At 68.5% G+C, this 22703-nt stretch carries 19 protein-coding genes, 1 tRNA gene and 1 pseudogene; 12 read left to right on the top strand and 9 right to left on the bottom strand.

Going from position 1 to position 22703, the window contains the following annotated elements; all coding sequences use genetic code 11:
* Together CA984_RS47630 and CA984_RS01870 are read left to right on the top strand one after the other, a co-directional pair.
* Positions 1–352: pseudogene (locus CA984_RS47630) on the top strand (hypothetical protein); the annotation flags it as partial.
* Between the two features lie 306 nt (positions 353–658).
* Positions 659–1735 carry a threonine aldolase family protein gene (locus tag CA984_RS01870; RefSeq protein WP_086567221.1) on the top strand — a complete coding sequence of 359 codons (1077 nt, stop codon included), beginning with the start codon at positions 659–661 and terminating at the stop codon, positions 1733–1735.
* A gap of 802 nt (positions 1736–2537) precedes the next feature.
* On the opposite strand, the gene CA984_RS01865 is transcribed toward CA984_RS01870, so the two are convergent.
* From CA984_RS01865 to rpmH, 9 genes are all read right to left on the bottom strand, one after another.
* Positions 2538–3317: an alpha/beta fold hydrolase gene (locus CA984_RS01865; protein WP_086567218.1), complete on the bottom strand. Its 780-nt coding sequence runs from the start codon at positions 3315–3317 to the stop codon at positions 2538–2540.
* 284 nt (positions 3318–3601) lie between these two features.
* Entirely contained in the window at positions 3602–4579 is a 978-nt protein-coding gene (locus CA984_RS01860; RefSeq protein ID WP_086567215.1) for a ParB/RepB/Spo0J family partition protein, read from the bottom strand.
* 72 nt (positions 4580–4651) lie between these two features.
* Positions 4652–5419 carry a ParA family protein gene (locus CA984_RS01855; protein WP_133061510.1) on the bottom strand — a complete coding sequence of 256 codons (768 nt, stop codon included), beginning with the start codon at positions 5417–5419 and terminating at the stop codon, positions 4652–4654.
* Between the two features lie 341 nt (positions 5420–5760).
* On the bottom strand, positions 5761–6471 hold the full coding sequence (rsmG, locus tag CA984_RS01850; RefSeq protein ID WP_086567208.1) for a 16S rRNA (guanine(527)-N(7))-methyltransferase RsmG: 711 nt from the start codon (positions 6469–6471) through the stop codon (positions 5761–5763).
* Positions 6472–6619: 148 nt separating this feature from the next.
* Entirely contained in the window at positions 6620–7123 is a 504-nt protein-coding gene (locus CA984_RS01845; RefSeq protein ID WP_086567205.1) for a Jag family protein, read from the bottom strand.
* A gap of 33 nt (positions 7124–7156) precedes the next feature.
* On the bottom strand, positions 7157–8107 hold the full coding sequence (yidC, locus tag CA984_RS01840; RefSeq protein WP_086567201.1) for a membrane protein insertase YidC: 951 nt from the start codon (positions 8105–8107) through the stop codon (positions 7157–7159).
* Between the two features lie 4 nt (positions 8108–8111).
* Entirely contained in the window at positions 8112–8393 is a 282-nt protein-coding gene (gene yidD / locus CA984_RS01835) for a membrane protein insertion efficiency factor YidD (RefSeq protein WP_242675677.1), read from the bottom strand.
* Complete coding sequence (gene rnpA / locus CA984_RS01830; protein ID WP_086567198.1) at positions 8390–8764, bottom strand: ribonuclease P protein component; 375 nt, start codon at positions 8762–8764, stop codon at positions 8390–8392. The genes yidD and rnpA overlap by 4 nt, the downstream gene beginning before the upstream one ends.
* Positions 8765–8873: 109 nt before the next feature.
* Complete coding sequence (gene rpmH / locus CA984_RS01825) at positions 8874–9011, bottom strand: 50S ribosomal protein L34 (protein WP_010849920.1); 138 nt, start codon at positions 9009–9011, stop codon at positions 8874–8876.
* Between the two features lie 518 nt (positions 9012–9529).
* Here rpmH and dnaA point away from each other — a divergent pair.
* From dnaA to CA984_RS01775, 10 genes are all read left to right on the top strand, one after another.
* Entirely contained in the window at positions 9530–11278 is a 1749-nt protein-coding gene (gene dnaA, locus CA984_RS01820) for a chromosomal replication initiator protein DnaA (protein ID WP_242675675.1), read from the top strand.
* A gap of 573 nt (positions 11279–11851) precedes the next feature.
* Entirely contained in the window at positions 11852–12991 is a 1140-nt protein-coding gene (dnaN, locus tag CA984_RS01815; protein WP_086567196.1) for a DNA polymerase III subunit beta, read from the top strand.
* Between the two features lie 65 nt (positions 12992–13056).
* The gene (locus CA984_RS01810; protein ID WP_086567194.1) at positions 13057–13794 is read left to right on the top strand and encodes a 3-keto-5-aminohexanoate cleavage protein; all 738 of its coding nucleotides are present in this window, start codon (positions 13057–13059) and stop codon (positions 13792–13794) included.
* 32 nt (positions 13795–13826) lie between these two features.
* Positions 13827–14768, top strand: a complete 942-nt coding sequence (gene gnd / locus CA984_RS01805) for a phosphogluconate dehydrogenase (NAD(+)-dependent, decarboxylating) (RefSeq protein ID WP_086567191.1) — start codon at positions 13827–13829, stop codon at positions 14766–14768.
* A 294-nt stretch (positions 14769–15062) separates the two neighbouring features.
* Positions 15063–16235, top strand: a complete 1173-nt coding sequence (recF, locus tag CA984_RS01800; protein WP_086567188.1) for a DNA replication/repair protein RecF — start codon at positions 15063–15065, stop codon at positions 16233–16235.
* A complete protein-coding gene (locus CA984_RS01795; RefSeq protein ID WP_086567185.1) occupies positions 16225–16848 on the top strand; it encodes a DciA family protein in 624 nt (207 codons plus the stop codon). The genes recF and CA984_RS01795 overlap by 11 nt, the downstream gene beginning before the upstream one ends.
* 296 nt (positions 16849–17144) lie before the next feature.
* Positions 17145–19088: a DNA topoisomerase (ATP-hydrolyzing) subunit B gene (gene gyrB / locus CA984_RS01790; RefSeq protein ID WP_086567182.1), complete on the top strand. Its 1944-nt coding sequence runs from the start codon at positions 17145–17147 to the stop codon at positions 19086–19088.
* 42 nt (positions 19089–19130) lie between these two features.
* Complete coding sequence (gene gyrA / locus CA984_RS01785; protein ID WP_086567179.1) at positions 19131–21641, top strand: DNA gyrase subunit A; 2511 nt, start codon at positions 19131–19133, stop codon at positions 21639–21641.
* Positions 21642–21713: 72 nt separating this feature from the next.
* The gene (locus tag CA984_RS01780; RefSeq protein WP_086567177.1) at positions 21714–22361 is read left to right on the top strand and encodes a DUF3566 domain-containing protein; all 648 of its coding nucleotides are present in this window, start codon (positions 21714–21716) and stop codon (positions 22359–22361) included.
* Between the two features lie 138 nt (positions 22362–22499).
* A tRNA-Ile gene (locus CA984_RS01775) sits at positions 22500–22573 on the top strand.
* Positions 22574–22703: the final 130 nt, after the last annotated feature.

Below are 22703 nucleotides of genomic sequence, written 5' to 3'. Positions count from 1 at the left end.
GCTGATGACCGCGCACATCGTCCCCGAGTTCTCCGGCGGCGGCCTGGGCCGGATGCTGGTCCAGGGCGTGGCCAAGGACCTGACCCGGCGCGGGGTGCGGGCGATCGAGGCGTTCGGCGACCTGAAGTGGGAGCAGCCGGGGGCGTGCCTGATGCCCGCCGACTACCTGCTCTCCGTGGGGTTCAAGACGGTCCGGCCGCATCTGCGCTTCCCCCACTTCCTTGAGGTCAACGTCGCCCCCGGCATGACCGAGACCTCCCTCCTCCCCATGGCCGTCGAGGCCGCCGGCGACGACCTCGGCACCCTCTGCCGTGTCCTGCTGGAACAGGCCGCCGCCCGCGGCGCCGCCTGACCCCACACCCCGGATCGCCCGTGATCGGCGGAGGCACCGCGTCGCCGAGGGGGCGCACGCCGAATCCGTACGGCGGGCGCACCCGGCAGGTACGGCAGGGTACCCGGCGGGTACGGCGAGCCACATCCATCAGGTACGCCGGACGCACCGGGCGCACGTACGACGGGCGCATCCGGCAGGTACAGCGCGTATCTGTCGGATGCGTCAGACCCACTCGGCGCACGTACGGCGGACGCGCCCGGCGGGTGCGACAGGCGCGTCCAGCGCGTAGATCGGCCGCGAGAGCCGCTCGCCTAGGCTGGTCCTGTGCTGACTCCCACACCCTTCCCCAAGAGCTTCGCCAGCGACAACCACGCGGGCGTGCACCCCGCGGTGCTCGCCGCCGTCGTCGAAGCCAATACCGGAGACGCCCCTGCCTACGGTGATGACGTCTGGACCCGAGCGGCAGAGGACGCCTTCCGTGCCGAGTTCGGCGCCCAGGCGACCGTCTACCCCATGTTCAACGGCACCGGCGCCAACGTGGTGGGGCTGGGTCTCGTGCTCCGTCCCTACGACGCCGTGCTCTGCCCTGACACCGCCCACATCAACAGCAACGAATGCGGTGCCGCGGAACGCCTGCTCGGCACCAAGCTGATCCCCCTCCCCACGGACAATGGCAAGATCACTGTGGATGACATCCGCGGTCAGCTCTCCGCACTGGGCAACACTCAGCGCTCCCAGCCTCGCGCCGTCTCCATCTCCCAGGTGACCGAGTGCGGCACCTGCTACACCGCCGACGAGATCGCCGAGCTGGCGGAGTTCACTCACGCACGTGGTCTCTTCCTCCACATGGACGGTGCTCGCTTGGCCAACGCGGCGGCGGAGCTCAACTGCTCGATGCGTGCGCTCACCACCGACGTGGGGGTGGACCTGTTCAGCTTCGGCGGCACCAAGAACGGCGCCATGGGTGCGGAGGCACTCGTCATCCTCAACCCCGAACTGGACGCTCCGGCACTGTTCCTACGCAAGCAGGGCATGCAGCTCGCCTCCAAGATGCGCTTCGTCTCCGCCCAACTGACCGCACTCCTCACCGGTGACCTCTGGCGCGAGAACGCGGCCCATGCCAACGCGATGGCTCACCGGCTGGCCGACGGTGTCGCCGACCTTCCCGGCCTCTCGCTCCGCTATCCCGTCCAGTCCAACGCCGTGTTCCCGGCCCTCCCCGAGAAGGCGATCACGGAGCTCCAGCAGCGTTACCTCTTCCACGTCTGGGACGCGGACGAGAACGTGGTGCGGTGGGTGACGTCCTTCGACACCACGCCTGAGCACATCGACACGTTCGTCTCCGACATCCGCCTCGCCGTCCGCGCGGCGATCGACGGCCAGCCGGGTCTCCTTGAGTGAGGGCGTCTCGGGCGTCAGAGCGGATGGGCCAGTGCGATCACCACACGTGGCGACTCCCTGTTTCACGTGAAACAGGGAGTCCGGCTTCCCGGCGGTCCGCGCTTTGTGTGAAGTGCCACCTCCTCGGTCGGGGCAATGCCTCCGAAATGGAGACCTCGCCTTCGTAGGACGTGTTTCACGTGAAACAGGCGCGCCTTCTGGAGCCCGCGTTCGGAACAGGGGGGCCGGTCTCCGGGTGGACTGAATTTCGCCCGAAGCAACCAGGGCGTCCATGGGGGCGCGATCAGGACAGAGCTCTTCCTTCCATGAGCCGCTGTTTCACGTGAAACAGCGGCACCCTCCCCGGGCATGCGTGCTCAGGACAGAAAGAACGAGAGTGCGGAGGATGCGGGCGAGTATGACCGGGTGCCCCTGTGAACCCGCACGTCGAAACGGTGGAGCTTGAGGTCCGTCCCTCTCCGACTCGCGCCACGTCCGGTGGCATGGTGGACGAGTAGTCCGATGCCGGCGCTGGGGCCGCAGGTGGGGGTTGGGGTCGATCGCCGTCAAACGGTGCGCGCCGTACGGAAGGGGCGGCTCCGGCCACCCCACCTGCCCCCACCGTGCTTTTGGCCTTCCCCCGTACAGCGCCGCTTAGGTGGATGTCCCTGGTGTTGGACTGGAAGTGGACGGGGGCGCGGTTACTGCCGTCCGGCACCGGCGGAACCCCGTACACCATGTCCGTGGACGTGGCCCCGGCCCGCGCCAGCAAGCGTGGGCATACCCGCCTCGGCACTGACGTCGCGCCCCTCGCCGGCTCCAGTTATGAATCCAGAAACGGCAGGACTGTGGCTGCCAGCCCGGGTGCCGTCGGGATGTCGTAGTGCGTGGCGCCGGGCAGGACCGCCAGCCGGGCGATCGAGCGGCCTGCCCCGTCCCAGCCGGCGTCCCGCAGTCCTCCGCCCAGCAGGCCGTAGAACTCCACCATGTGCGCGGGGCGTACCGCGTCAGCGTCACCGAAGACCAGCAGGACGGGAGCGGTGATGGACGGTATCTCGGTAGTCCAGTCGTAGTCCTGCTTCTTCATCTCGGCCATCTTGCCGATCAGCACCGGCCAGTCCTGCGGCCTCGGCGCAAGCCGGGAGTAGAGCTCGTAGATCGGGGACTGCTTCATCGTCTCGGCGGCCTCGGCGCTCATCCGGTCCATCGCCGCCACGACCTCCGGGTGCCACCCGTCCCGCCTGAACGGGGTGGAGACGAGCACAAGTCGACGGACGGCTTGGGGGTGCTGGACCGTGGTGCGCAGGGCGACGTCCGCTCCCAGGGAGTAGCCCATCATGTCGGCCTGTGCCAGGCCGAGATGCTTGATCAGAGCCGCGATGTCGTCCGCCATCAGCTCCGGGCGCAGCGGACGGTCGACATCCGCCGTGCGCCCGTGGCCCTGCAGATCGACCAGGATGACCCTCCGTCCCTCGGCCAGCGCCGGGAGGATGGGCGCGAACATCTCTCCCGCGCCGAATCCGCCATGCAGCAGCACCAGGGGCTCGCCGGAGCCGTGCTCCTCGAAGTACAGGGACAGTCCGTTGACCTCTGCGTAGCTCATCGCATCGCCTTTCTCACGATCATCACGGAGATGGACTGGAGCGACCCGTCAAACTGATCGATCACTCCCCTACTATCACCCGCGAACGACACGGTGGCACCTGAGCTGTCTGACCGGAGAGACACCCTCCCAGCCGACGACGGACAGGAAGGCGCCTTCCTGAGGATGTGAGCGGTGTGGCTCCGCACCGCTTCCGGTTCGATCCCGGCGTAAAACGGAAGCGGTCTCCCTGTTTCACGTGAAACAGGGAGACCGCCCGCAGGTGTGACTCATGTGCGAGGTGACTACTCCTCCGCCGGCTGCATGGATCCCGGGGCCATGGTCCCGATGATGCGCTCCAGGTCGTCAATGGTCGCGAACTCGACCACGATGCGGCCCTTACGGCGGCCGAAGTCCACCTTCACCCGGGTTTCGAAACGGTCGGAGAGGCGATCGGCCAGATGGCGGAGAGCGGGCTCCTCGTCCGGCTTCGCCCGGGGGGTCTTCGGGGCAGGCGTCGGTGCCGCCTTCACGTCGCCCACCGCCACGATCTCCTCGACCGCACGGACCGACAGCAGCTCGGCCACGATCCGGTCAGCGAGGCGTTCCTGCGCCGCGGGGTCGTCGAGGGCCAGCAGAGCCCGCGCGTGCCCGGCGGTGATCGTGCCGGCCGAGACGCGGAGCTGGACTCGGGGCGGCAGTTTGAGCAGGCGCAGGGTGTTGGTCACGTGGGTACGGGAGCGGCCGACGCGGACGGCGAGCTGCTCGTGGGTGGCGCCGAAGTCGTCGAGCAGTTGCCGGTAGGCCGCCGCCTCCTCCAGCGGGTTGAGCTGCTCACGCTGGAGGTTCTCGATGAGCGCGTCCAGGAGGAGCTTGTCCTCCTGGGTGCTCCGGACGATCGCGGGGATCTCCTTGAGTCCCGCGAGTTTGGAGGCACGCCAGCGGCGCTCTCCCATGATGAGCTCGTAGCTGTCCTTGCCCATGGCGCGGACGACGATGGGCTGGAGCAGGCCGACCTCGGTGATCGAATCGGCGAGTTCCTTCAGGGCCTCGCCGTCGAAGACGGTTCTGGGCTGGCGTGGATTGCGCTCGATCCTCTCGATCGGGATCTCAAGGAAATACGCACCCGCCACCGGCTGCGGGGACGGCTGGCGCTGCTGCGCCGCGGGCTCCGGCGCGACCATCGTCGCGGTCGCCGACGGTGCCGCGCTCTGCACCACGGGCGGGCCCGGGATGAGCGCCGCCAGCCCTCTGCCGCCCATCCCTCTCGGCTGCTTACTCACTGCCCCTCCCGCGGCTCAAGGTTCCACCCTCAGTGATCTCCGCGGCGGTGACGGCCGCGAATCTTTCAACGCTCACACGGCCGCGCCTCGGTAGGCCATCTCACGGGCGGCGTCCATGTAGGCCATCGCACCGCTGGAGCCCGGGTCGTAGGTCATGACCGACTGGCCGTAGCTCGGCGCCTCGGAGACACGCACGCTACGGGGGATCAGGGTGGTCAGCACCGTGTCGCCGAAGTGGGACCGGACCTCCTCGGCGACCTGTGAGGCCAGCCGGGTCCGCCCGTCGTACATCGTCAGCAGGATGGTGGACATGTCAAGCGTCGGATTCAGATGGGCGCGGACAAGATCCACGTTCCTGAGCAACTGCCCGAGACCTTCCAGCGCGTAGTACTCGCACTGGATGGGGACCAGCAGCTCGGTCGCGGCCATCAGCGCGTTGACGGTCAGCAGGCCGAGCGAGGGAGGGCAGTCGATGAAGACGTAGTCGAACTCGATCGCCTTGTACGCGCCCAGCGCGCGCTGCAGGCGGGCCTCACGCGCGACCATGGAGACCAGCTCGATCTCGGCACCGGCCAGGTCGATCGTGGCGGGAGCGCAGTAGAGGCCGGGCATATCCGGGACCTCCTTGACGGCCTCCCCCAGCGGCATGTCCTCCACCAGGACCTTGTACATGTCGGGCACGTCGCCACGGTGCTCGATGGACAGCGCCGTCGAGGCATTGCCCTGCGGGTCGAGATCGACCACGAGCACCCGCTGGCCGTGCATGGACAGGGCCGCCGCCAGGTTCACCGAGGTGGTGGTCTTGCCCACGCCGCCCTTCTGGTTGGCGACGGTGAAGATGCGTGTCTTGGGAGGGCGGGGCCAGTCCCCGTCCCGGGTCCCCGTGGAGCCTCCCGGGGAGGCCGTAGTCGTCTGGGCCGATGTTTCACGTGAAACCACTGAGCTGAGTGCCTCTCGTACCAGCGGCGAGTCGCCGGGATTAAGGGGGGTCTGGGTCACGGTCGTCGTCCTTTCAGCCGGCCTGACTACGGGGGCGGGAGCCGATGCCGGCCAGCCCAGGCCAGAGGAGCTTCCATGGGGCGAGGCGACGGGATTCTCCGGCCAGCCGAGACCGCCCGCCGCGCCGACGATCGCACTTCCACGGTCATTCACTGGCCTCGTACTCGCTTTGCTCGGTCTGTCTACTGGCGTCGTGGTCGCTTCGATCGCGATTCACGATCCTTCCGGCGAGAGGCCTGCCGCGCTCCATCAGAGGCCCGACCGGCGACCACTCGGATGAGAGTTGCAGGCGGCTCGACCTTACCGTGCCCGACCGATACAAGCTCGGCGGTCAGCACCCCACTGGACCGCAATTGCCCCTCGGCGTCCGCCAGCTCCTCCGCTGCCCGCTCTCCCTTCATCGCAAGGAGCTCGCCCCCCTCGCGCAGCAGCGGCAGCGACCACTTCAGCAACCGTTCGAGCGGCGCCACCGCGCGTGCGGAGGCCACGTCGAACTCGCGCCTGCCCGCGAACTCCTCAGCCCGGCCGCGCAGCACCTCGACGTTACCGAGCTTCAGGGCCTCCACGCACTCCTCAAGGAACACCGTCCGGCGCAGGAGCGGCTCCAGGAGGGTGACCGTGATGTCCGGCCGTACGATCGCCAGCACCAGGCCGGGCAGGCCGGCTCCCGAGCCGATGTCCACCAGCCGCACGTCGGCGGGGACGGCCTCGGCGACCACGGCGCAGTTGAGCAGGTGACGGTCCCAGATGCGGGGCACCTCACGGGGGCCGAGCAGTCCGCGCACCACGCCCGGCCCGGCCAGCAACTCCGCGAACGTCTCCGCTCTGGACCAGGCGTCGCCGGTGAACACCTCGCGCGCAACCTCGGGCGGCTCGGGGATCTGCTCGCTCACTCGACGCTCACTCTTCCTCGGAACTGTCTGGATCAGGATTTTCTAAGGCTAACGGCCCGTTCCGTGGCAGCGCACAAGGGCAGGCCGCGAAAAAGGCCGCCGTCCCCGAGAAACCGGGGACGACGGCCAGTCTCCGTCGTTTGTGCCGCTATACGGGCAGGACCACCACGAAGCGACGGGGCTCCTCGCCCTCGGACTCGCTCCGCAGGCCCGCCGCCGCGACCGCGTCGTGCACGATCTTGCGCTCGAACGGGGTCATCGGCTGCAACGACTTGGGCTCGCCGTCGCGCTTGACGTCCGCGGCGATCTTGGTGCCGAGCTCGCGCAGCTCCGTCCGGCGGCGGTCGCGGTAACCGCCGATGTCCAGCATCAGCCGCGAGCGCTCTCCGGTCTGGCGATGGACGGCGAGCCGGGTCAGCTCCTGGATCGCCTCCAGCACCTCGCCGTTGGGGCCCACGAGGTCGCCGCCCTTGATGTCCACGACCGACACCACGGCGCGATCGCCTTCGACGTCCATGTCGATGTCACCGTCGATGTCGGCGATGTCGAGCAGACCCTCGACGTAGTCCGCCGCGATCTCGCCTTCCTGCTCCAGCGCAGCGAGATCAGGAGCCGCTTTCACGGTCTCCTTTTCGGCCTCGGCCTCGGTCACGTCCGGCCACTCCTTCGTACTGTCGGGATGTCGTCAGGACTTCTTGCTGCCCGTCCGCTTGCTGCGGGGCTGGCGGGTCGGCTGCTGGCGGATCGGCTTGGGCTCGGGCGCCGCGGGGGGCGCCTCGGGCTCGGGAGCGGACTTCCTGACCTTGCTCAGCAGGCCCGGCTTGGGCTCGGGCATGACCATGTTGCCCTTGGCGTCGGCCACCGGGGAGGGGTTGCGGCTGTAGAACCAGTGCTGCTGCCCGAGAGTCCAGAGGTTGGTGGTGACCCAGTAGAGGATCAGGCCGAGGGGGAAGTTCAGCGAGAAGATCGCGAACAGCGGCGAGATGTACATCAGGATCTTCTGCTGCTGGGCCATCGGGTTGTCCGGCATCTGGGCCATCGAGCGGGTCACGCTCTGCCGGACGGTGAGGAAGGTGGTCAGCGAGCTGATCGCCACGAAGACCGCGAGAACGACCTTGGTGACGACCGGGTCGGCGCCCAGCTTGATGATGTCGGCCGAGTCGGTCCAGAACGTCGCCGGCAGGGGCGCGCCGAAGATGTGCGCCGCGCGGGCGCTGTCGACGAGATGTTGCGTCATGCCGAACTTGAGCTGGCCGTTGGCCATCGCCTGCAGCACGGTGAACATCGAGATGAAGATGGGGAACTGGGCCACGATCGGCAGACAGCCGCCGAGCGGGTTGGCCCCCTGCCCCTGGTACAGCGCCATGACCTCCTGGTTCATGCGCTGCTTGTCGTTCTTGTAACGCTTGCGCAGTTCCTGAACCTTCGGCGCCAGCTCCTGCATCTTCTTCGACGAGCGCATCTGCTTGAGGAAGAGAGGGAAGATCAGCAGCCGCATCAGCACCGTCAGGGTGATGATGGTCAGCGCCCAGGTCAGCCCGCTGTCAGGGGCGAGGAAGCTGCTATAACCCTGGTGAATCCAGGTGATGACTTGGGCGACGGCTGTGTAAAGCCAGTTCAGCCAGGACAGCTCCACCGAGCTAGCTCCCTTGCGTTTCGTCGGACCGGCCCGGGCGTGGGGGCACCGGGTCAAAACCTCCGGGATGGAATGGGTGGCAACGCCCGATTCTCCGGATCGTCAACCATGTGCCGCGCAGCGCACCGTGGACGGCCATCGCCTCAAGGCCGTAAGCGCTGCACGAAGGATGGAAACGGCAACGAGGACCCAGCAGAGGGCTCACGAAGGTCCGGTAGAACCGGATAGGAGCCATCAGGATCCTGGCAGCCGGAGAAACTCCGGCGATCTGCTGCGCCGTCATCATCGCCCATCCATGTGAGCCTTGGGAGGCTCTCGCCGCCTGAGTAAACGATCCAGCGCGACGTCGAGTTCGGCGGCAAGGCGCTCGCGTCGCGCGGACGCGGCCGGTGGATTGGCGCGTACAACCAGCAGGCTACCTCTCGGAAGACGATGCAGACGGTCCCGGATGAGGTGTCTCAATTGACGTTTGACTCTATTTCGGATGACCGCGCCTCCCACGGCACGGCTCACCACGAATCCCACCAGGGGCGGCTCGTCCGTATCCGCGCGCACGCTTAAATGCGCGACCAGGGTGGGACGGCCTGCACGGCTTCCCTTTCTGACCGCGTTGGCGAACTCCTCGCCCCGACGCATGCGGGACCCGGACGGCAACACGAGAGAACCTTGTCTGACCCTGGGCAGGTACGGCTATCGCCCGCCGACATCACGGCCGACGGGCGACGGAACGCTGCCTTGGCCCGGCGGACCGGGCGCAACGGATGCGTCAGGCGGAGAGCTCGGCGCGGCCCTTGCGGCGGCGGGCGGCCAGGATGGCGCGGCCGGCGCGGGTGCGCATGCGCAGCCGGAAGCCGTGGGTCTTGGCGCGACGACGGTTGTTCGGCTGGAAAGTACGCTTGCTCACGAGTGGGCTCCAGGCTTGAGACGCATCCCCAGCACATGGGGACGCTCGACGATGGCTGGCTTGCCGGAAGCGGGGCATGCGAAATAGCCGTCGCGTGGCAAGCCGACCGTCGTACGCTACGGGGAACGCGTGTCCAGGTCAAACCGGAGACACGCGGATATAGGTTATCCACGAATCCACAGCCCCTTTATCCACCGCCGCCCCGCCGTCCACAGGATGTGCACTCAGCCTCCCCCGCACTGCCACTAGGCTGTGGACAACGTCTTGTACACAGCTGTGGACAGGGCTACTGTCGGCCCTCCCAGACCTTCTCTCCGCTGCCGGAACGCGTCAGGCGGCAAGTGCGGGGCTGTGCACACCGTGTGGATTCGATGTGGATTTCAGGCAGCGCCTCCGCGGAGCCACGGGCAGGCCGGCATGTGGACAACGGGGAAATCCGATGCGCCCGGCGATCATCGGTGTGGATAAACAGATCGCGGTGAGCTCACGGGGGCCGCGTCGGAGGAGGTGAGCCGGGCATGGATGGAATGGATCTCAGCGCGGTATGGGCACGGGCGCTGGAGAACTCCCTCAACGAGAGCGTCCCGTCCCAGCAGCGTGTCTGGCTCAGCATGACCCGGCCCTTCGGCCTCATGAACGACACCGTGGTGCTCGCGGCCCCCAACGATTTCGCCAGGGATGTCCTGGAGGACAAGCTCCGTCCCCTGATCAGCCACGCGCTCTCCCAGGAGTTCGGCCGCCCGATGCGGGTCGCGGTCATGGTGGACCCCAGCGCCACGGGCTCCGACTCCGGTGTCGCCTCCCGCCCGGAGTCCTATCCACAGGCGCCGCCCAAGAGTTATCCACAGAGTGGCGGGCCGCAGCAGACTTATGCACAGCCGGTAACCCCCCAGCACCACGGCGCTTCCGGGTCCCAGCACCCCTATCCGGCCGCCGGGACCGCGGCCCCGCCGTCCACCGAGTATCCACAGCATCAGCCACAGGCCCAGCCGTTCTCCTACACCTATCAACACAGGGAGGAGCAGGCGCAGCCGTACCTCCCCGCGGAGTCCTCCCCGGCCCCGCCCCCGGCGGAGCAGGGCGGCGGATACGGCCGAGGCGGATACACCCCGCGGCCCTCTCCTCCCTCGCGTTCGGAACCGGACACCTTCGAGCGGCCCGCGCAGGCCCCGGGCGCCGGCGGTGTGCACAACCGGTGGGACGGCCGCGGCAGCCGTACCCAGGGGGAGCCCGCCCGACTGAACCCGAAGTACACTTTCGAGACCTTCGTCATCGGCTCCAGCAACCGCTTCGCCCACGCGGCCGCCGTCGCGGTGGCCGAGGCGCCGGCCAAGGCGTACAACCCGCTGTTCATCTACGGCGACTCGGGCCTGGGGAAGACCCACCTGCTGCACGCGATCGGCCACTACGCGCAGAGCCTCTACGACGGCGCGCGGGTGAGATACGTCAGCTCGGAGGAGTTCACGAACGACTTCATCAACTCCATCCGCGACCACAAGGCCGACGGCTTCCGCAGCCGCTACCGCGCGGTCGACATCCTGCTCGTGGACGACATCCAGTTCCTTGAGGGCAAGGAGCAGACGCAGGAGGAGTTCTTCCACACCTTCAACACCCTGCACAACGCCAACAAGCAGATCGTCATCTCCAGCGACCGGGCGCCCAAGCAGCTCGTCACCCTGGAGGACCGGCTCCGCAACCGGTTCGAGTGGGGCCTGATCACCGACGTCCAGCCGCCCGAGCTGGAGACCCGCATCGCGATCCTGCGCAAGAAGGCGATCCAGGAGGGCCTGGCCGCCCCGCCCGAGGTGCTGGAGTACATCGCCAGCCGCATCTCCACCAACATCCGCGAGCTGGAGGGGGCCCTGATCAGGGTCACCGCGTTCGCCAGCCTCAACAGGCAGTCGGTCGACCTGCAGCTCACCGAGGTCGTGCTCAAGGACCTGATCACCGAGGACGCCGGCTCCGAGATAACGGTCGCCACGATCATGGCGTCCACCGCCGCCTACTTCGGCCTGTCGATCGACGACCTGTGCGGCGGGTCGCGCTCGCGCGTCCTGGTCACCGCCCGGCAGATCGCCATGTATCTGTGCAGGGAGCTCACCGACATGTCGCTGCCGAAGATCGGCCAGCAGTTCGGCGGACGCGACCACACCACGGTCATGCACGCCGACCGGAAGATCCGCTCGCTCATGGCGGAGCGTCGTTCGATCTACAACCAGGTCAACGAACTCACCACGAGGATCAAGCAGCAGTCGCGCAATGGATGAGATTCCCTCCACCGTGATGCACAGGCTGTGGAAAACCTTGTGGATCAGTGGTACGGACGTGTCATCCGGAGGCGATCGGCGCGCCCGACCATGATCAACGCTGGTCCGGGGGGTTCCGGGCGTCTCCACGGCCTGGGGATGAATCTGGGGACAACCTGGGGACAACCTGGGGAGAACTCGTGGACAACTTGTGGACGCCCTGTGAAGAGAGTTTTCCCCAGGGACAAAACGACTCTCTACCCCGTGGAGAACCTGGGGAAACCTCGTGGATAACCGGTGGATGAAGACACCAAGATCTGGGGACGGCCTGTGTGCAGAGCTCGGTTCTCCCCAGGCCCTTGAGTTCTCCACACCTTCCACCCACAGGCCCGGTGGATGGAAAAACTATACTTGACCTGCGAAAACAACGATCTTCCACAGTTTCCACAGCCCCTAATGCGATGACCCCTTGTATCTCTAACTAGAAAACCCAAGAGCCATAGAGGGGTTCCGGGGAGCGCATGTGCGGGACAGTGAACATCCGAACCCAAGGCACCGAGCGAAGAGCGCTCAACACACAGGAGGCAGATCCACGTGATGTTCCGGATCGAGCGAGACGTGCTCGCTGAGGCGGTCGCATGGACGGCACGCAGTCTTCCGGCGCGTCCCTCCGTGCCGGTGCTGGCCGGCATGCGTCTCGAGGTCACGGAGAAGGGGCAGCTCAAGCTCTCCGGCTTCGACTACGAGGTCTCCGCCGAGGTGACCCTCGAACCGCAGAGCGGCGAGGCGGGCGTGGTGCTCGTCTCGGGCCGGCTCCTCGCCGAGATCACCAGGGCGCTCCCCGCACAGCCGGTGGACTTCGTCGTGGAGGGCGCGAAGGCGGTCGTCACCTGTGGCAGCGCCCGGTTCACACTTCTCACCATGCCTGTGGAGGACTACCCCTCCCTGCCGACGATGCCCCCGGCCGCCGGGCGGGTGGGCAGCGACGTGTTCGCCTCGGCCGTCGGCCAGGTCGCCGTGGCCGCCGGCAAGGACGACACCCTGCCGATGCTGACCGGCGTGCGTGTGGAGATCGAGGGCGACACCGTCACCCTCGCCGCCACCGACCGCTACCGCCTCGCCGTACGGGAGCTGAAGTGGCAGCCGGGCCAGCCCGACTTCTCGGCGATCGCCATGATCCCCGGCAAGACCCTCGCCGACGCGGCGAAGGCCCTGGGGAGCACCGGCGCCGAGGTCGAGATCGCGATGAGCTCCGTCGGCGGCACCGGCGAGGGCATGATCGGCTTCTCCAGCGCCGGTCGCCGCACCACCACCCGCCTGCTCGACCCGGAGTTCCCCAAGTACCGCTCGCTGCTGCCGACCGAGTTCTCGGCCCGGGCCGATCTGTCCACGAGCGCGTTCGTCGAGGCCGTCAAGCGCGTGGCCCTGGTCGCCGAGCGCAACACCCCGGTCCGGCTGGCCTTCCGCGGCGACGAGGTCGTCCTGGAGGCGGGCAGCGGCGACGAGGCCCAGGCGGTCGAGGTGCTCCCGGTCGACTTCGAGGGCGACGACATCAACATCGCCTTCAACCACCAGTTCCTGCTTGAGGGGCTCGGCGCGATCGACTCCGACGTGGCCCGCCTGCAGATGACCACCTCCACCAAGCCCGCGATCCTCACCGGCGGCAAGCACGTGGACGACGAGGGCGTCCCCGACTACCGCTACCTGATCATGCCCATCCGCCTGTCGAGCTGACACCCTGTCCCGGAGCGGCCGGGAGAGCCCCGGCCGCGGACGCCGGACCTCACCGGGAGCCGTGGATGGGCGTGACCATGATCAAGGCATGTCTCAACGGGAGCAGGAAGGCCGGGGACCACCCGGCCCTTCCCCTGACCCCCCTGGAGCTCGCTGAGGCGGCCCGTGAGGCCCGTGAGGCGGGTGCGGCGGCCGTGCACATGCATCCGCGTGACGAGGCGGGCAGCGAGTCGCTCAGCGCCGTCCACGTCGGTGCGGCCGTCCGCGCGGTACGGCGGGCCTGCCCCGGGCTTCCCGTCGGGGTGAGCACGGGGCTGTGGATGACGGGCGGGGACGTGGAGGCGAGGCGCGAGGCCGTGGGCGGCTGGGCCGCACTTCCCGAGGAGGACCGGCCGGACTTCGCTTCGGTGAACCTCTCCGAACCCGGCTTCTCCGACCTGTGGCATGATCTCCGACGGCTCGGCGTGGGGGTCGAGGCCGGGGTCTGGTCCGTGGACGACGCCGACGCGCTCGCCTCGACGGGGCTGGAGTGCGTGCGGGTTCTCGTCGAGATCATCGGGGGCTCCGCCGACACCGCCGTGTCGCGCGCGCACACCGTGCTCGGCCGTCTGGACGAGCTCTCCGTCCCCGGCCCGCGGCTCCTCCACGGGGAGGAGGGACCGGCTTGGATACTTGTGGACGAGGCGGGGCAGTTGGGCCTGGCCACGCGCATCGGCCTGGAGGACGTCCTCCACAGCCCTGTGGGTGATCCTGTTGACGGAAACGCCGATCTGGTACGGCTCGCGCTGGCACGCCGGGTGTAGGTGGATGATGGAACCCTGAAGGGGGTGCTCGTATGCAGATCGGCATGGTCGGACTGGGCAAGATGGGCGGCAACATGGCCGAGCGGCTGCGCCGCGGCGGTCACGACGTCGTCGGCTACGACCGCGATCCGGCGGTCAGTGACGTCTCAAGCCTGAAGGACCTGGTGGATCGGCTCCAGGCGCCGCGCGCGGTGTGGGTCATGGTGCCCGCGGGAGCGCCGACCCAGGCGACGATCGAGGAGCTCGGCAACCTGCTGTCGGCCGGCGACATCGTGATCGACGGCGGCAACTCGCACTATCTGGACGACCAGAAGCACGCCGCCGAGCTGGGAGCCAAGGAGATCGGCTTCGCCGACTGCGGCGTCAGCGGCGGGATCTGGGGCCTGGAGAACGGCTACGCGCTGATGGTCGGCGGCTCCAAGCCCGAGGTCGAGCGGCTGATGCCGGTCTTCGAGACCCTCAAGCCCGAGGAGGGCGGCTTCGTCCACGCGGGCGACGTCGGCGCCGGCCACTTCGCCAAGATGGTCCACAACGGCATCGAGTACGGCATGATGCAGGCCTTCGCCGAGGGCTGGGAGCTGCTTGAGGCCTCCGACGTCGTGACCGACGTGCCCGGCGCCTTCAAGAGCTGGCGGCACGGCACGGTCATCCGTTCGTGGCTGCTGGACCTGATGGTCCGCGCGCTCGACGAGGACCCGGCCCTGGCCGAGCTGAAGGGCTACGCGCAGGACTCCGGCGAGGGCCGGTGGACGGTGCAGGCGGCCGTGGACCACGCGGTGCCGCTGCCGGTCATCACCGCCGCGCTGTACGCCAGGTTCGCCTCCCGGCAGGAGGACTCCCCGGCCATGAAGGTCGTCGCGGCCCTGCGCAACCAGTTCGGCGGGCACGCCGTCACCGCCAAGGAGGGCGAGTTCGCCAAGGGCGCGGACGCCCCCGGCGCCGACGTCGTCCCGCCGGTGGAGGCCGACAAGTAGGCGACGGCCGGACCGTCTCCCCGTACGGCCCGCACCTTTCCCGCGAGCGCGGGCCGTACCCGGCGAGGGCCGGTTCCGGCCGCCTGCCGGGGCTCCTCCCGCGGGGCGCGAGCCGTACGGTGACGGACGCCTCGGAGCCGAGACCGGCGTGCTCCCGCGGGCGCGAGCCGTACGGCCGCCCGCTCCCGCGGCGGCGGGAGCGGGCCCGGCACGGGGACGGGCTCGTCCGCAGGCGCGAGCCGGGCGGACGCGGCGAGGCCCCAGATGCGGGCGTGGCCGACTAATCTTCCTGGGGTGCATGTCGCCAACCTCTCCCTGACCGACTTCCGGTCCTACGACGCCGTCGACCTCGGCCTGGAGCCCGGTGTCACGGCCTTCGTGGGCCCCAACGGGCAGGGCAAGACCAACCTGGTCGAGGCACTGGGTTACGTGGCGACGCAGTCGAGCCACCGCGTCGCCAACGACGGGCCGCTGGTGCGGCAGGGGGCGGCGCGGGCGATCATCCGGTCCGTGGTCGTGCGGGAGGACCGGCGGGCGCTGATCGAGCTGGAGATCAACCCGGGCAAGGCCAACCGGGCCAGGCTGAACCGCTCACCGGTGTCCCGCCCGCGCGACGTCGTCGGGCTGCTGCGCACGGTCCTGTTCGCCCCCGAGGACCTGGCCATGGTCAAGGGCGACCCCTCGGAGCGGCGCCGCTACCTCGACGACCTGCTGGTGGCCAGGACGCCCCGTTTCGCCGGGGTCCGCGCCGACTACGACCGGGTGCTCAAGCAGCGCGGCGCGCTGCTGCGCACGGCGGCTCAGGCGCGGCGGGGCGGCCGGAGCGGGCGGCGGGCCGACAACGACGCGGCGTTCGCCGCGGCCGGCGCGGGAGACCCCCTGAGCACCTTGGAGGTCTGGGACGCCCACCTGGCCAGGCACGGCGCCGAGCTGCTGGCGGCCCGGCTGGAGCTCGTCGAGGCGCTGCGGCCGCTGGTCGCCGCCTCCTACGCGGCCCTGGCGCCCAACTCCGCCCCCGCCGCCCTGGAATACCGCGGCACGCTGTCCACCGAGGCGGGGACCGACCGCGCGACGCTGGAGGAGCGGCTCCGCGCCGCCCTGCTGGAGGTCCGCACCTCCGAGATCGAACGCGGGGTCACCCTCGTCGGCCCGCACCGCGACGACCTGTTCCTCGGCCTGGGGGAGCTGCCCGCCCGCGGTTACGCCAGCCACGGCGAGTCGTGGTCGTTCGCGCTGGCCCTCCGGCTGGCCGCCTACGACCTGCTCAGGGCCGACGGCGGCGATCCGGTGCTGATCCTCGACGACGTCTTCGCCGAGCTGGACAACCAGCGCCGCGGCCGGCTGGCCGAGATCGTCGCCCCGGCCGAGCAGGTGCTGATCACCGCCGCGGTCGCCGCCGACGTCCCCGCGGAGCTGGTCGGAGCCCGGTTCGACGTCACCGAGGGGAGCGTGCACCGTGTCCGATGAGAGGCGGCCGGAATCCGGCCCGGCGCCCTCCGGGGACGCCCGCCCCGCCTCGGGCGGCACGCCGGGATCCTCCGGGGACGCACGCCCGGCCTCCGGCGGCACACCGCCGGAGGCCGGATCGGCGAAGAACGCGGCGGCCAAGGGCGCCGCGCTGGCGAGGGAGAAGCTGGCCCAGGCCAAGGCCGACGCCGCCAAAAGAGGGCAGCTTCCCCGCCGGGAGCCCCGGCGCAGGGCGACCGGGCCGCGCAGGGATTTCGGCGATCCCCAGCTTTTCGGCCGGGCCATCACCGATCTGCTGGCCGACCGCGGCTGGGAACAGCCGGTGGCCGTGGGCGGGGTTTTCGGCAGATGGCACGAGATCGTCGGTCCCGATCTGGCCGCGCACACCAAGCCGGAGACCTTCGCCGACGGCGAGGTCCTGGTGGTCGCCGACTCCACCGCCTGGGCGACCCAGGTGCGGCTGCTGGCAAGAACCCTGGTCAGACGCCTGAACGAGGAGCTCGGGGACGGAACGGTGCAGCGGGTGAAGGTGCGGGGCCCGCAGAACGGCCCGCGTCCCAGCGGCGGTCTGCGGGTCACCGGGAGCCGCGGCCCAGGTGACACCTACGGCTGATCGACTGGCCAGAAACGGATCAGCGGCCCTTCTGGCGCGATGACCCCCCTCCGTGTAGGGGGATGCTTGAGCGGAGGGTCGACGCGCGACAGAGCGTTCTGGAGCCCGTCAATGCCACATCATGCGCTCTGAGCCGCTAGAATGAAACTGAATTCCGGACACGTCCGTTTGCGTGTCACCCCCGGCACGTAAGCCGACTCCCCTGGGTGAGCGCATCGGGGCATTCACGACGGTGACGGGCACGGTGGGGCTGAAGTTCGCTCCCGCCGCATGTCCGCGGCAGGAGGATTCCGCACTTGTCCTACGACGCTAGCTCAATCACCGTTCTCGAAGGACTCGAGGCGGTCCGTAAGCGCCCAGGTATGTACATCGGCTCGACCGGCGAGCGCGGTCTCCACCACCTCGTCTACGAGGTCGTGGACAACTCCGTCGACGAGGCGCTGGCCGGCCACGCAGACCGGATCGAGGTCACCCTGCTCGCCGACAACGGCGTGCGGGTCGTGGACAACGGCCGGGGCATCCCGGTCGGCATCGTCGAGGCGGAGGGCCGCCCGGCCGTCGAGGTCGTCCTCACGGTGCTGCACGCGGGCGGCAAGTTCGACAGCAAGTCCTACGCGGTCTCCGGCGGCCTGCACGGCGTGGGCGTCTCGGTGGTGAACGCCCTCTCCAGCAAGCTGGAGGTGGAGATCCGCACCGACGGGCACCACTGGCAGCAGAGCTATGCCGAGACCCGGCCGGTCCACCCCCTGGTCAAGGGGGAGCCGACCGAGGAGACCGGGACCTCGATCACCTTCTGGGCCGACCCGACGATCTTCGAGACCACCACGTGGAACTTCGAGACGCTCTCGCGCCGCTTCCAGGAGATGGCCTTCCTCAACAAGGGCCTGACGATCTCCCTGCGCGACGAGCGGCCCGACCACATCAACGGCGAGCCCAAAGAGGCGGTCTACCACTACGAGGGCGGCCTGTCCGACTTCGTCAAGCACCTCAACTCCAAGAAGGAGTCCGCTCACGTCTCCGTGATCGACTTCGAGGAGAGCGGCGAGGGGATCTCGGTCGAGATCGCCATGCAGTGGAACAACTCCTACAGCGAGTCGGTCTACACCTTCGCCAACACGATCAACACGGCCGAGGGCGGCACCCACGAGGAGGGCTTCCGCGCGGCGCTGACGTCGATCGTCAACCGCTACGCGCGCGAGCAGAAGTTCCTCAAGGAGGGCAAGGACGACAACCTGGCCGGTGAGGACATCCGTGAGGGTCTCACCGCGATCATCTCGGTGAAGCTGGCCGACCCGCAGTTCGAGGGCCAGACCAAGACCAAGCTGGGCAACACCGAGGCCAAGTCGTTCGTCCAGAAGGCCTGCAACGACCACCTGCGCGACTGGTTCGAGCGCAACCCCGGCGAGGCCAAGGACATCATCAACAAGTCCCTGCAGGCCTCCCGCGCCCGTCTGGCCGCCCGCCAGGCCCGCGACCTGACCCGGCGCAAGTCGCTGCTGGAGTCCGGTTCCGGTCTGCCCGGAAAGCTGGCCGACTGCCAGTGGAGCGACCCCGAGAAGTGCGAGCTGTTCATCGTCGAGGGTGACTCGGCGGGCGGCTCGGCCAAGGGCGGCCGCGACTCCAAGTTCCAGGCGATCCTGCCCATCCGAGGCAAGATCCTGAACGTGGAGAAGGCGCGCATCGACAAGGTGCTGCGGAACACCGAGGTCCAGGCGCTGATCACCGCGATGGGCACCGGCGTCCACGACGAGTTCGACATCACCAAGCTCCGCTACCACAAGCTCATCCTGATGGCCGACGCCGACGTCGACGGCCAGCACATCAACACGCTGCTGCTGACGCTGCTGTTCCGCTTCATGCGGCCGCTGATCGAGGCCGGGCACGTCTACCTCTCCCAGCCCCCCCTCTACAAGATCAAGTGGGACCGCCGGGGCGAGGACGCCTCCTACGCCTACTCCGACCCGGAGCGCGACGCGATCATCGCGGACGGCATCGCCCGCGGCAAGCGCGACCCGCGCATGCACGACGGCATCCAGCGGTTCAAGGGTCTGGGTGAGATGAACGCCTCCCAGCTCTGGGAGACCACGATGAACCCCGAGACCCGCGTCCTGCGCCTGGTCACCCTCGACGACGCCGCCCAGGCCGACGAGCTGTTCAGCGTTCTCATGGGTGAGGACGTCGAGGCCCGCCGCTCCTTCATCATCAGGAACGCGCGAGACGTCCGATTCCTCGATGTGTAGCGGTAGCCGTACAGACTTTTCTCTGAAAGGGATCCACCACCCGTGACGGATGTGAACACTCCGCTCGTAGAGCGCATCGAGCCGGTCGACATCCAGTCGGAGATGCAGCGCAGCTACATGGACTACGCGATGTCCGTCATCGTGTCCCGTGCGCTGCCCGACGTCCGCGACGGACTCAAGCCGGTGCACCGCCGTGTGCTCTACGCCATGTACGACGGCGGCTACCGCCCCGACCGGGGATACTTCAAGTGCTCGCGCGTCGTCGGTGACGTGATGGGCTCCTACCACCCGCACGGCGACTCGTCGATCTACGGCACCGTCGTACGGCTGGCACAGCCCTGGGCGCTGCGCTACACGCTGATCGACGGCCAGGGCAACTTCGGATCGCCGGGCAACGACATGCCGGCCGCCATGCGGTACACCGAGTGCAAGCTCGCGCCGATCGCCATGGAGATGATCCGTGACATCGACAAGGACACCGTCGACTTCCAGCCCAACTACGACGGGCGTTCCCAGGAGCCGCTGGTCCTCCCGTCGCGGTTCCCGAACCTGCTGGTCAACGGGTCGGCCGGGATCGCGGTCGGCATGGCCACGAACATCCCGCCGCACAACCTGCGCGAGGTGTCCGACGGCATCAGGTGGGCCCTGCAGAACCCCGAGGCGAGCGACGACGAGCTGCTCGAAGCGCTGATCGCCCGGGTCAAGGGCCCGGACTTCCCGACCGGCGCGCTGATCGTCGGCCGCCGCGGCATCGACGACGCCTACCGGACCGGCCGCGGCTCGATCACGATGCGGGCGATCGTGGAGGTCGAGGAGGACGCCAAGGGGCGCCAGTGCCTGGTCGTCACCGAGCTTCCCTACCAGGTCAACCCGGACAACCTGGCGCTGTCGATCGCCGAGTCGGTGAAGGAGGGCCGGATCACCGGCATCGCCGACGTCCGCGACGAGAGCTCCTCCCGCGTCGGCCAGCGCCTGGTGATCGTGCTCAAGCGCGACGCCGTCGCCAAGGTCGTCCTGAACAACCTCTACAAGCACACCCAGCTCCAGACCACCTTCGGCGCCAACATGCTGGCCCTGGTCGACGGCGTGCCCCGGACCCTGCGGCTGGACCAGTTCGTCCGCCACTACGTGGCGCACCAGATCGAGGTCGTGGTCCGCCGGACGCGCTACCTGCTGCGCAAGGCCGAGGAGCGCGCCCACATCCTGCGCGCGCTGCTCAAGGCGCTTGAGCGGATGGACGAGGTCATCGCCCTCATCCGGCGCTCGCCGTCGGCGTCGGCCGCGCAGGGCGGCCTGATGGCGCTGCTGGAGATCGACGAGATCCAGGCGCAGGCCATCCTCGACATGCAGCTGCGCAAGCTGGCCGCCCTGGAGCGCCAGCAGATCACCGACGAGTACGACACGCTGATGGCGCACATCACCGACTACCAGGCGATCCTGGCCTCGCCGGAGCGCCAGCGCACGATCGTCTTCGACGAGCTCTCGGAGATCGTCTCGAAGTACGGGGACGAGCGGAAGACGGAGATCATCGCCTACGAGGGCGACATGTCGATCGAGGACCTCCTCGCCGAGGAGGACATGGTCGTCACGATCACCCGCGGCGGCTACGCCAAGCGCACCAACACCGACCTCTACCGGGCGCAGAAGCGCGGCGGCAAGGGGGTGCGCGGCGCGCAGCTCCGGCAGGACGACATCGTCGACCACTTCTTCGTCACGACGACCCACCACTGGCTGCTGTTCTTCACCAACAAGGGCAGGGTCTACCGGGTCAAGGCCTACGAGCTGCCCGACTCCGGCCGGGACGCGCGCGGTCAGCACCTGGCGAACCTGCTGGCCATGCAGCCCGACGAGGTCGTCATGGAGGTGCTGGACCTGCGTGACTACGAGGTCGCGCCGTACCTCGTGCTGGCCACCCGCAGCGGCCTGGTGAAGAAGACGCGACTGTCCGAATACGACTCGCCGCGCTCGGGTGGCCTGATCGCCATCAACCTGCGAGAAGATGACGAGGTGATCGCTGCCAGGCTGGTGTCGGAGGAGGACGACCTCCTGCTGGTCTCCCGCGGCGCCCAGTCCATCCGCTTCACGGCCTCCGACGAGGCCCTGCGCCCGATGGGCCGGGCGACCAGCGGTGTGATCGGCATGCGTTTCCTCGGCGGGGACGAGCTGCTGGCGATGAACCGCATCGGTGACGGCGACGATGTGCTGATCGCGACCGAGGGCGGGTATGCCAAGCGCACCCCGGCCGATCAGTACCCTGTCCAGGGTCGAGGCGGCAAGGGCGTCCTGACTGCCAAGATCGTCAGCGCTCGTGGCAAGCTGGTTGGTGCTGCCATGGTCAGGCCGGAGGACGAGGTTTTCGCGATCACGTCCGCCGGCGGGGTTATTCGGACCAGCGCAGGGGAGATCAAGCAGTCTGGTCGCCAGACCATGGGGGTACGTCTGATGAATCTCGCAGAGGGGGACAGCGTCGTGGCTCTCGCCCGTAATGCCGAGGCGTTGGAGACCGAGCACAACGATGCGTTGGAGACCGAGCAAAACGGGGAAGGGGAGTAGCCTGTGTGCGCTCAGGCCAGACCAGGTCCACGTCCGGCCTCCTCATCGACACGCGACCAGGTGACGGAGAAGATGGACAAGGCCACTGAAGCGGACGCCGTCGATGTGGCTGAGTCCCCGGCTGACGGTAGCAAGCCCACGCCGGAGACCGATAAATCGGTAACCGACGACTTCAAGGGCAGGCAGAACGTGACAGCGATCGAGGACGGCAAGCCAAGCGACTCCACGGTGCGCATCCGCCCGCGGTCCGCGGAGACCGACAGCTCCTCCTGGGCCCCGGGGGGCCTGTCGTCCCCCGCGCCGGAGGCGCCGGGCAAGAAGGCGGCCGACCCCTCTCCCCGGGCGCCGCGCAAGGCCCATCTGGTGCTGCGCCGGATCGAGCCCTGGTCGGCCATGAAGTTCAGCTTCGTGGTCTCCCTGGTCTGCTTCGTCGTGCTGTTCGTCGCGGTCGCGGTGCTCTACATGGTGCTGTCCGGCCTTGGGGTGTTCGACAACATCATCCAGACGGTGAACCAGCTCACGACGGCCGACGGCAAGTCCACCAGTGGGGTGGACGTCGCCTCCTGGTTCGAGCCGGTCCGCATCCTCGGCTACACCGCCCTGATCGGCGCGGTGAACGTGGTGCTGATCACCGCCCTGTCCACCCTCGGCTCAGTGATCTACAACATCGCCTCTGACCTGGTCGGCGGCGTGGAAGTCACCTTCAGCGAGGCCGAGTAGGCAACCGCCGTCGTGTCCCCGGTCTTCGGGCCGGGGACATGGCGCAAGCGGGTGCCGAAACAGGGTAAGCTTTTCCCTGTTCGAGCGGACGGGTTCGCCTCCAACAGGCGGATGCGATACCGTTCTCTCTCGTAACGAGGGGCTATAGCTCAGACGGTTAGAGCGCTTCCCTGATAAGGAAGAGGTCCCAGGTTCAAGTCCTGGTAGCCCCACACAGTTTGAGCAGCTCAGAGGCCGGATCCGGAGACCACGGATCTGGCCTTTTGATCGTTTGACCGTCATTTGACCGCCGGGCGGGACCTCGCCAGGGGGCATCGACGTGTTCAAGTGAGTTTTCCTGGG

It is taken from the genome of Streptosporangium minutum, assembly GCF_002149035.1.
GTDB lineage: Bacteria > Actinomycetota > Actinomycetes > Streptosporangiales > Streptosporangiaceae > Streptosporangium > Streptosporangium minutum.
This window is presented reverse-complemented; position numbering and strand designations above follow the sequence as displayed.

Coding starts and splice junctions, on each gene's coding strand:
- CA984_RS01865 (WP_086567218.1), bottom strand. CDS start 3,317: ATGAGCTACGCAGAGGTCAACGGACTGTCCCTGTACTTCGAGGAGCAC.
- CA984_RS01810 (WP_086567194.1), top strand. CDS start 13,057: ATGGGCGTGACCATGATCAAGGCATGTCTCAACGGGAGCAGGAAGGCC.
- yidD (WP_242675677.1), bottom strand. CDS start 8,393: ATGATGACGGCGCAGCAGATCGCCGGAGTTTCTCCGGCTGCCAGGATC.
- CA984_RS01780 (WP_086567177.1), top strand. CDS start 21,714: ATGGACAAGGCCACTGAAGCGGACGCCGTCGATGTGGCTGAGTCCCCG.
- gnd (WP_086567191.1), top strand. CDS start 13,827: ATGCAGATCGGCATGGTCGGACTGGGCAAGATGGGCGGCAACATGGCC.
- dnaA (WP_242675675.1), top strand. CDS start 9,530: ATGGATGGAATGGATCTCAGCGCGGTATGGGCACGGGCGCTGGAGAAC.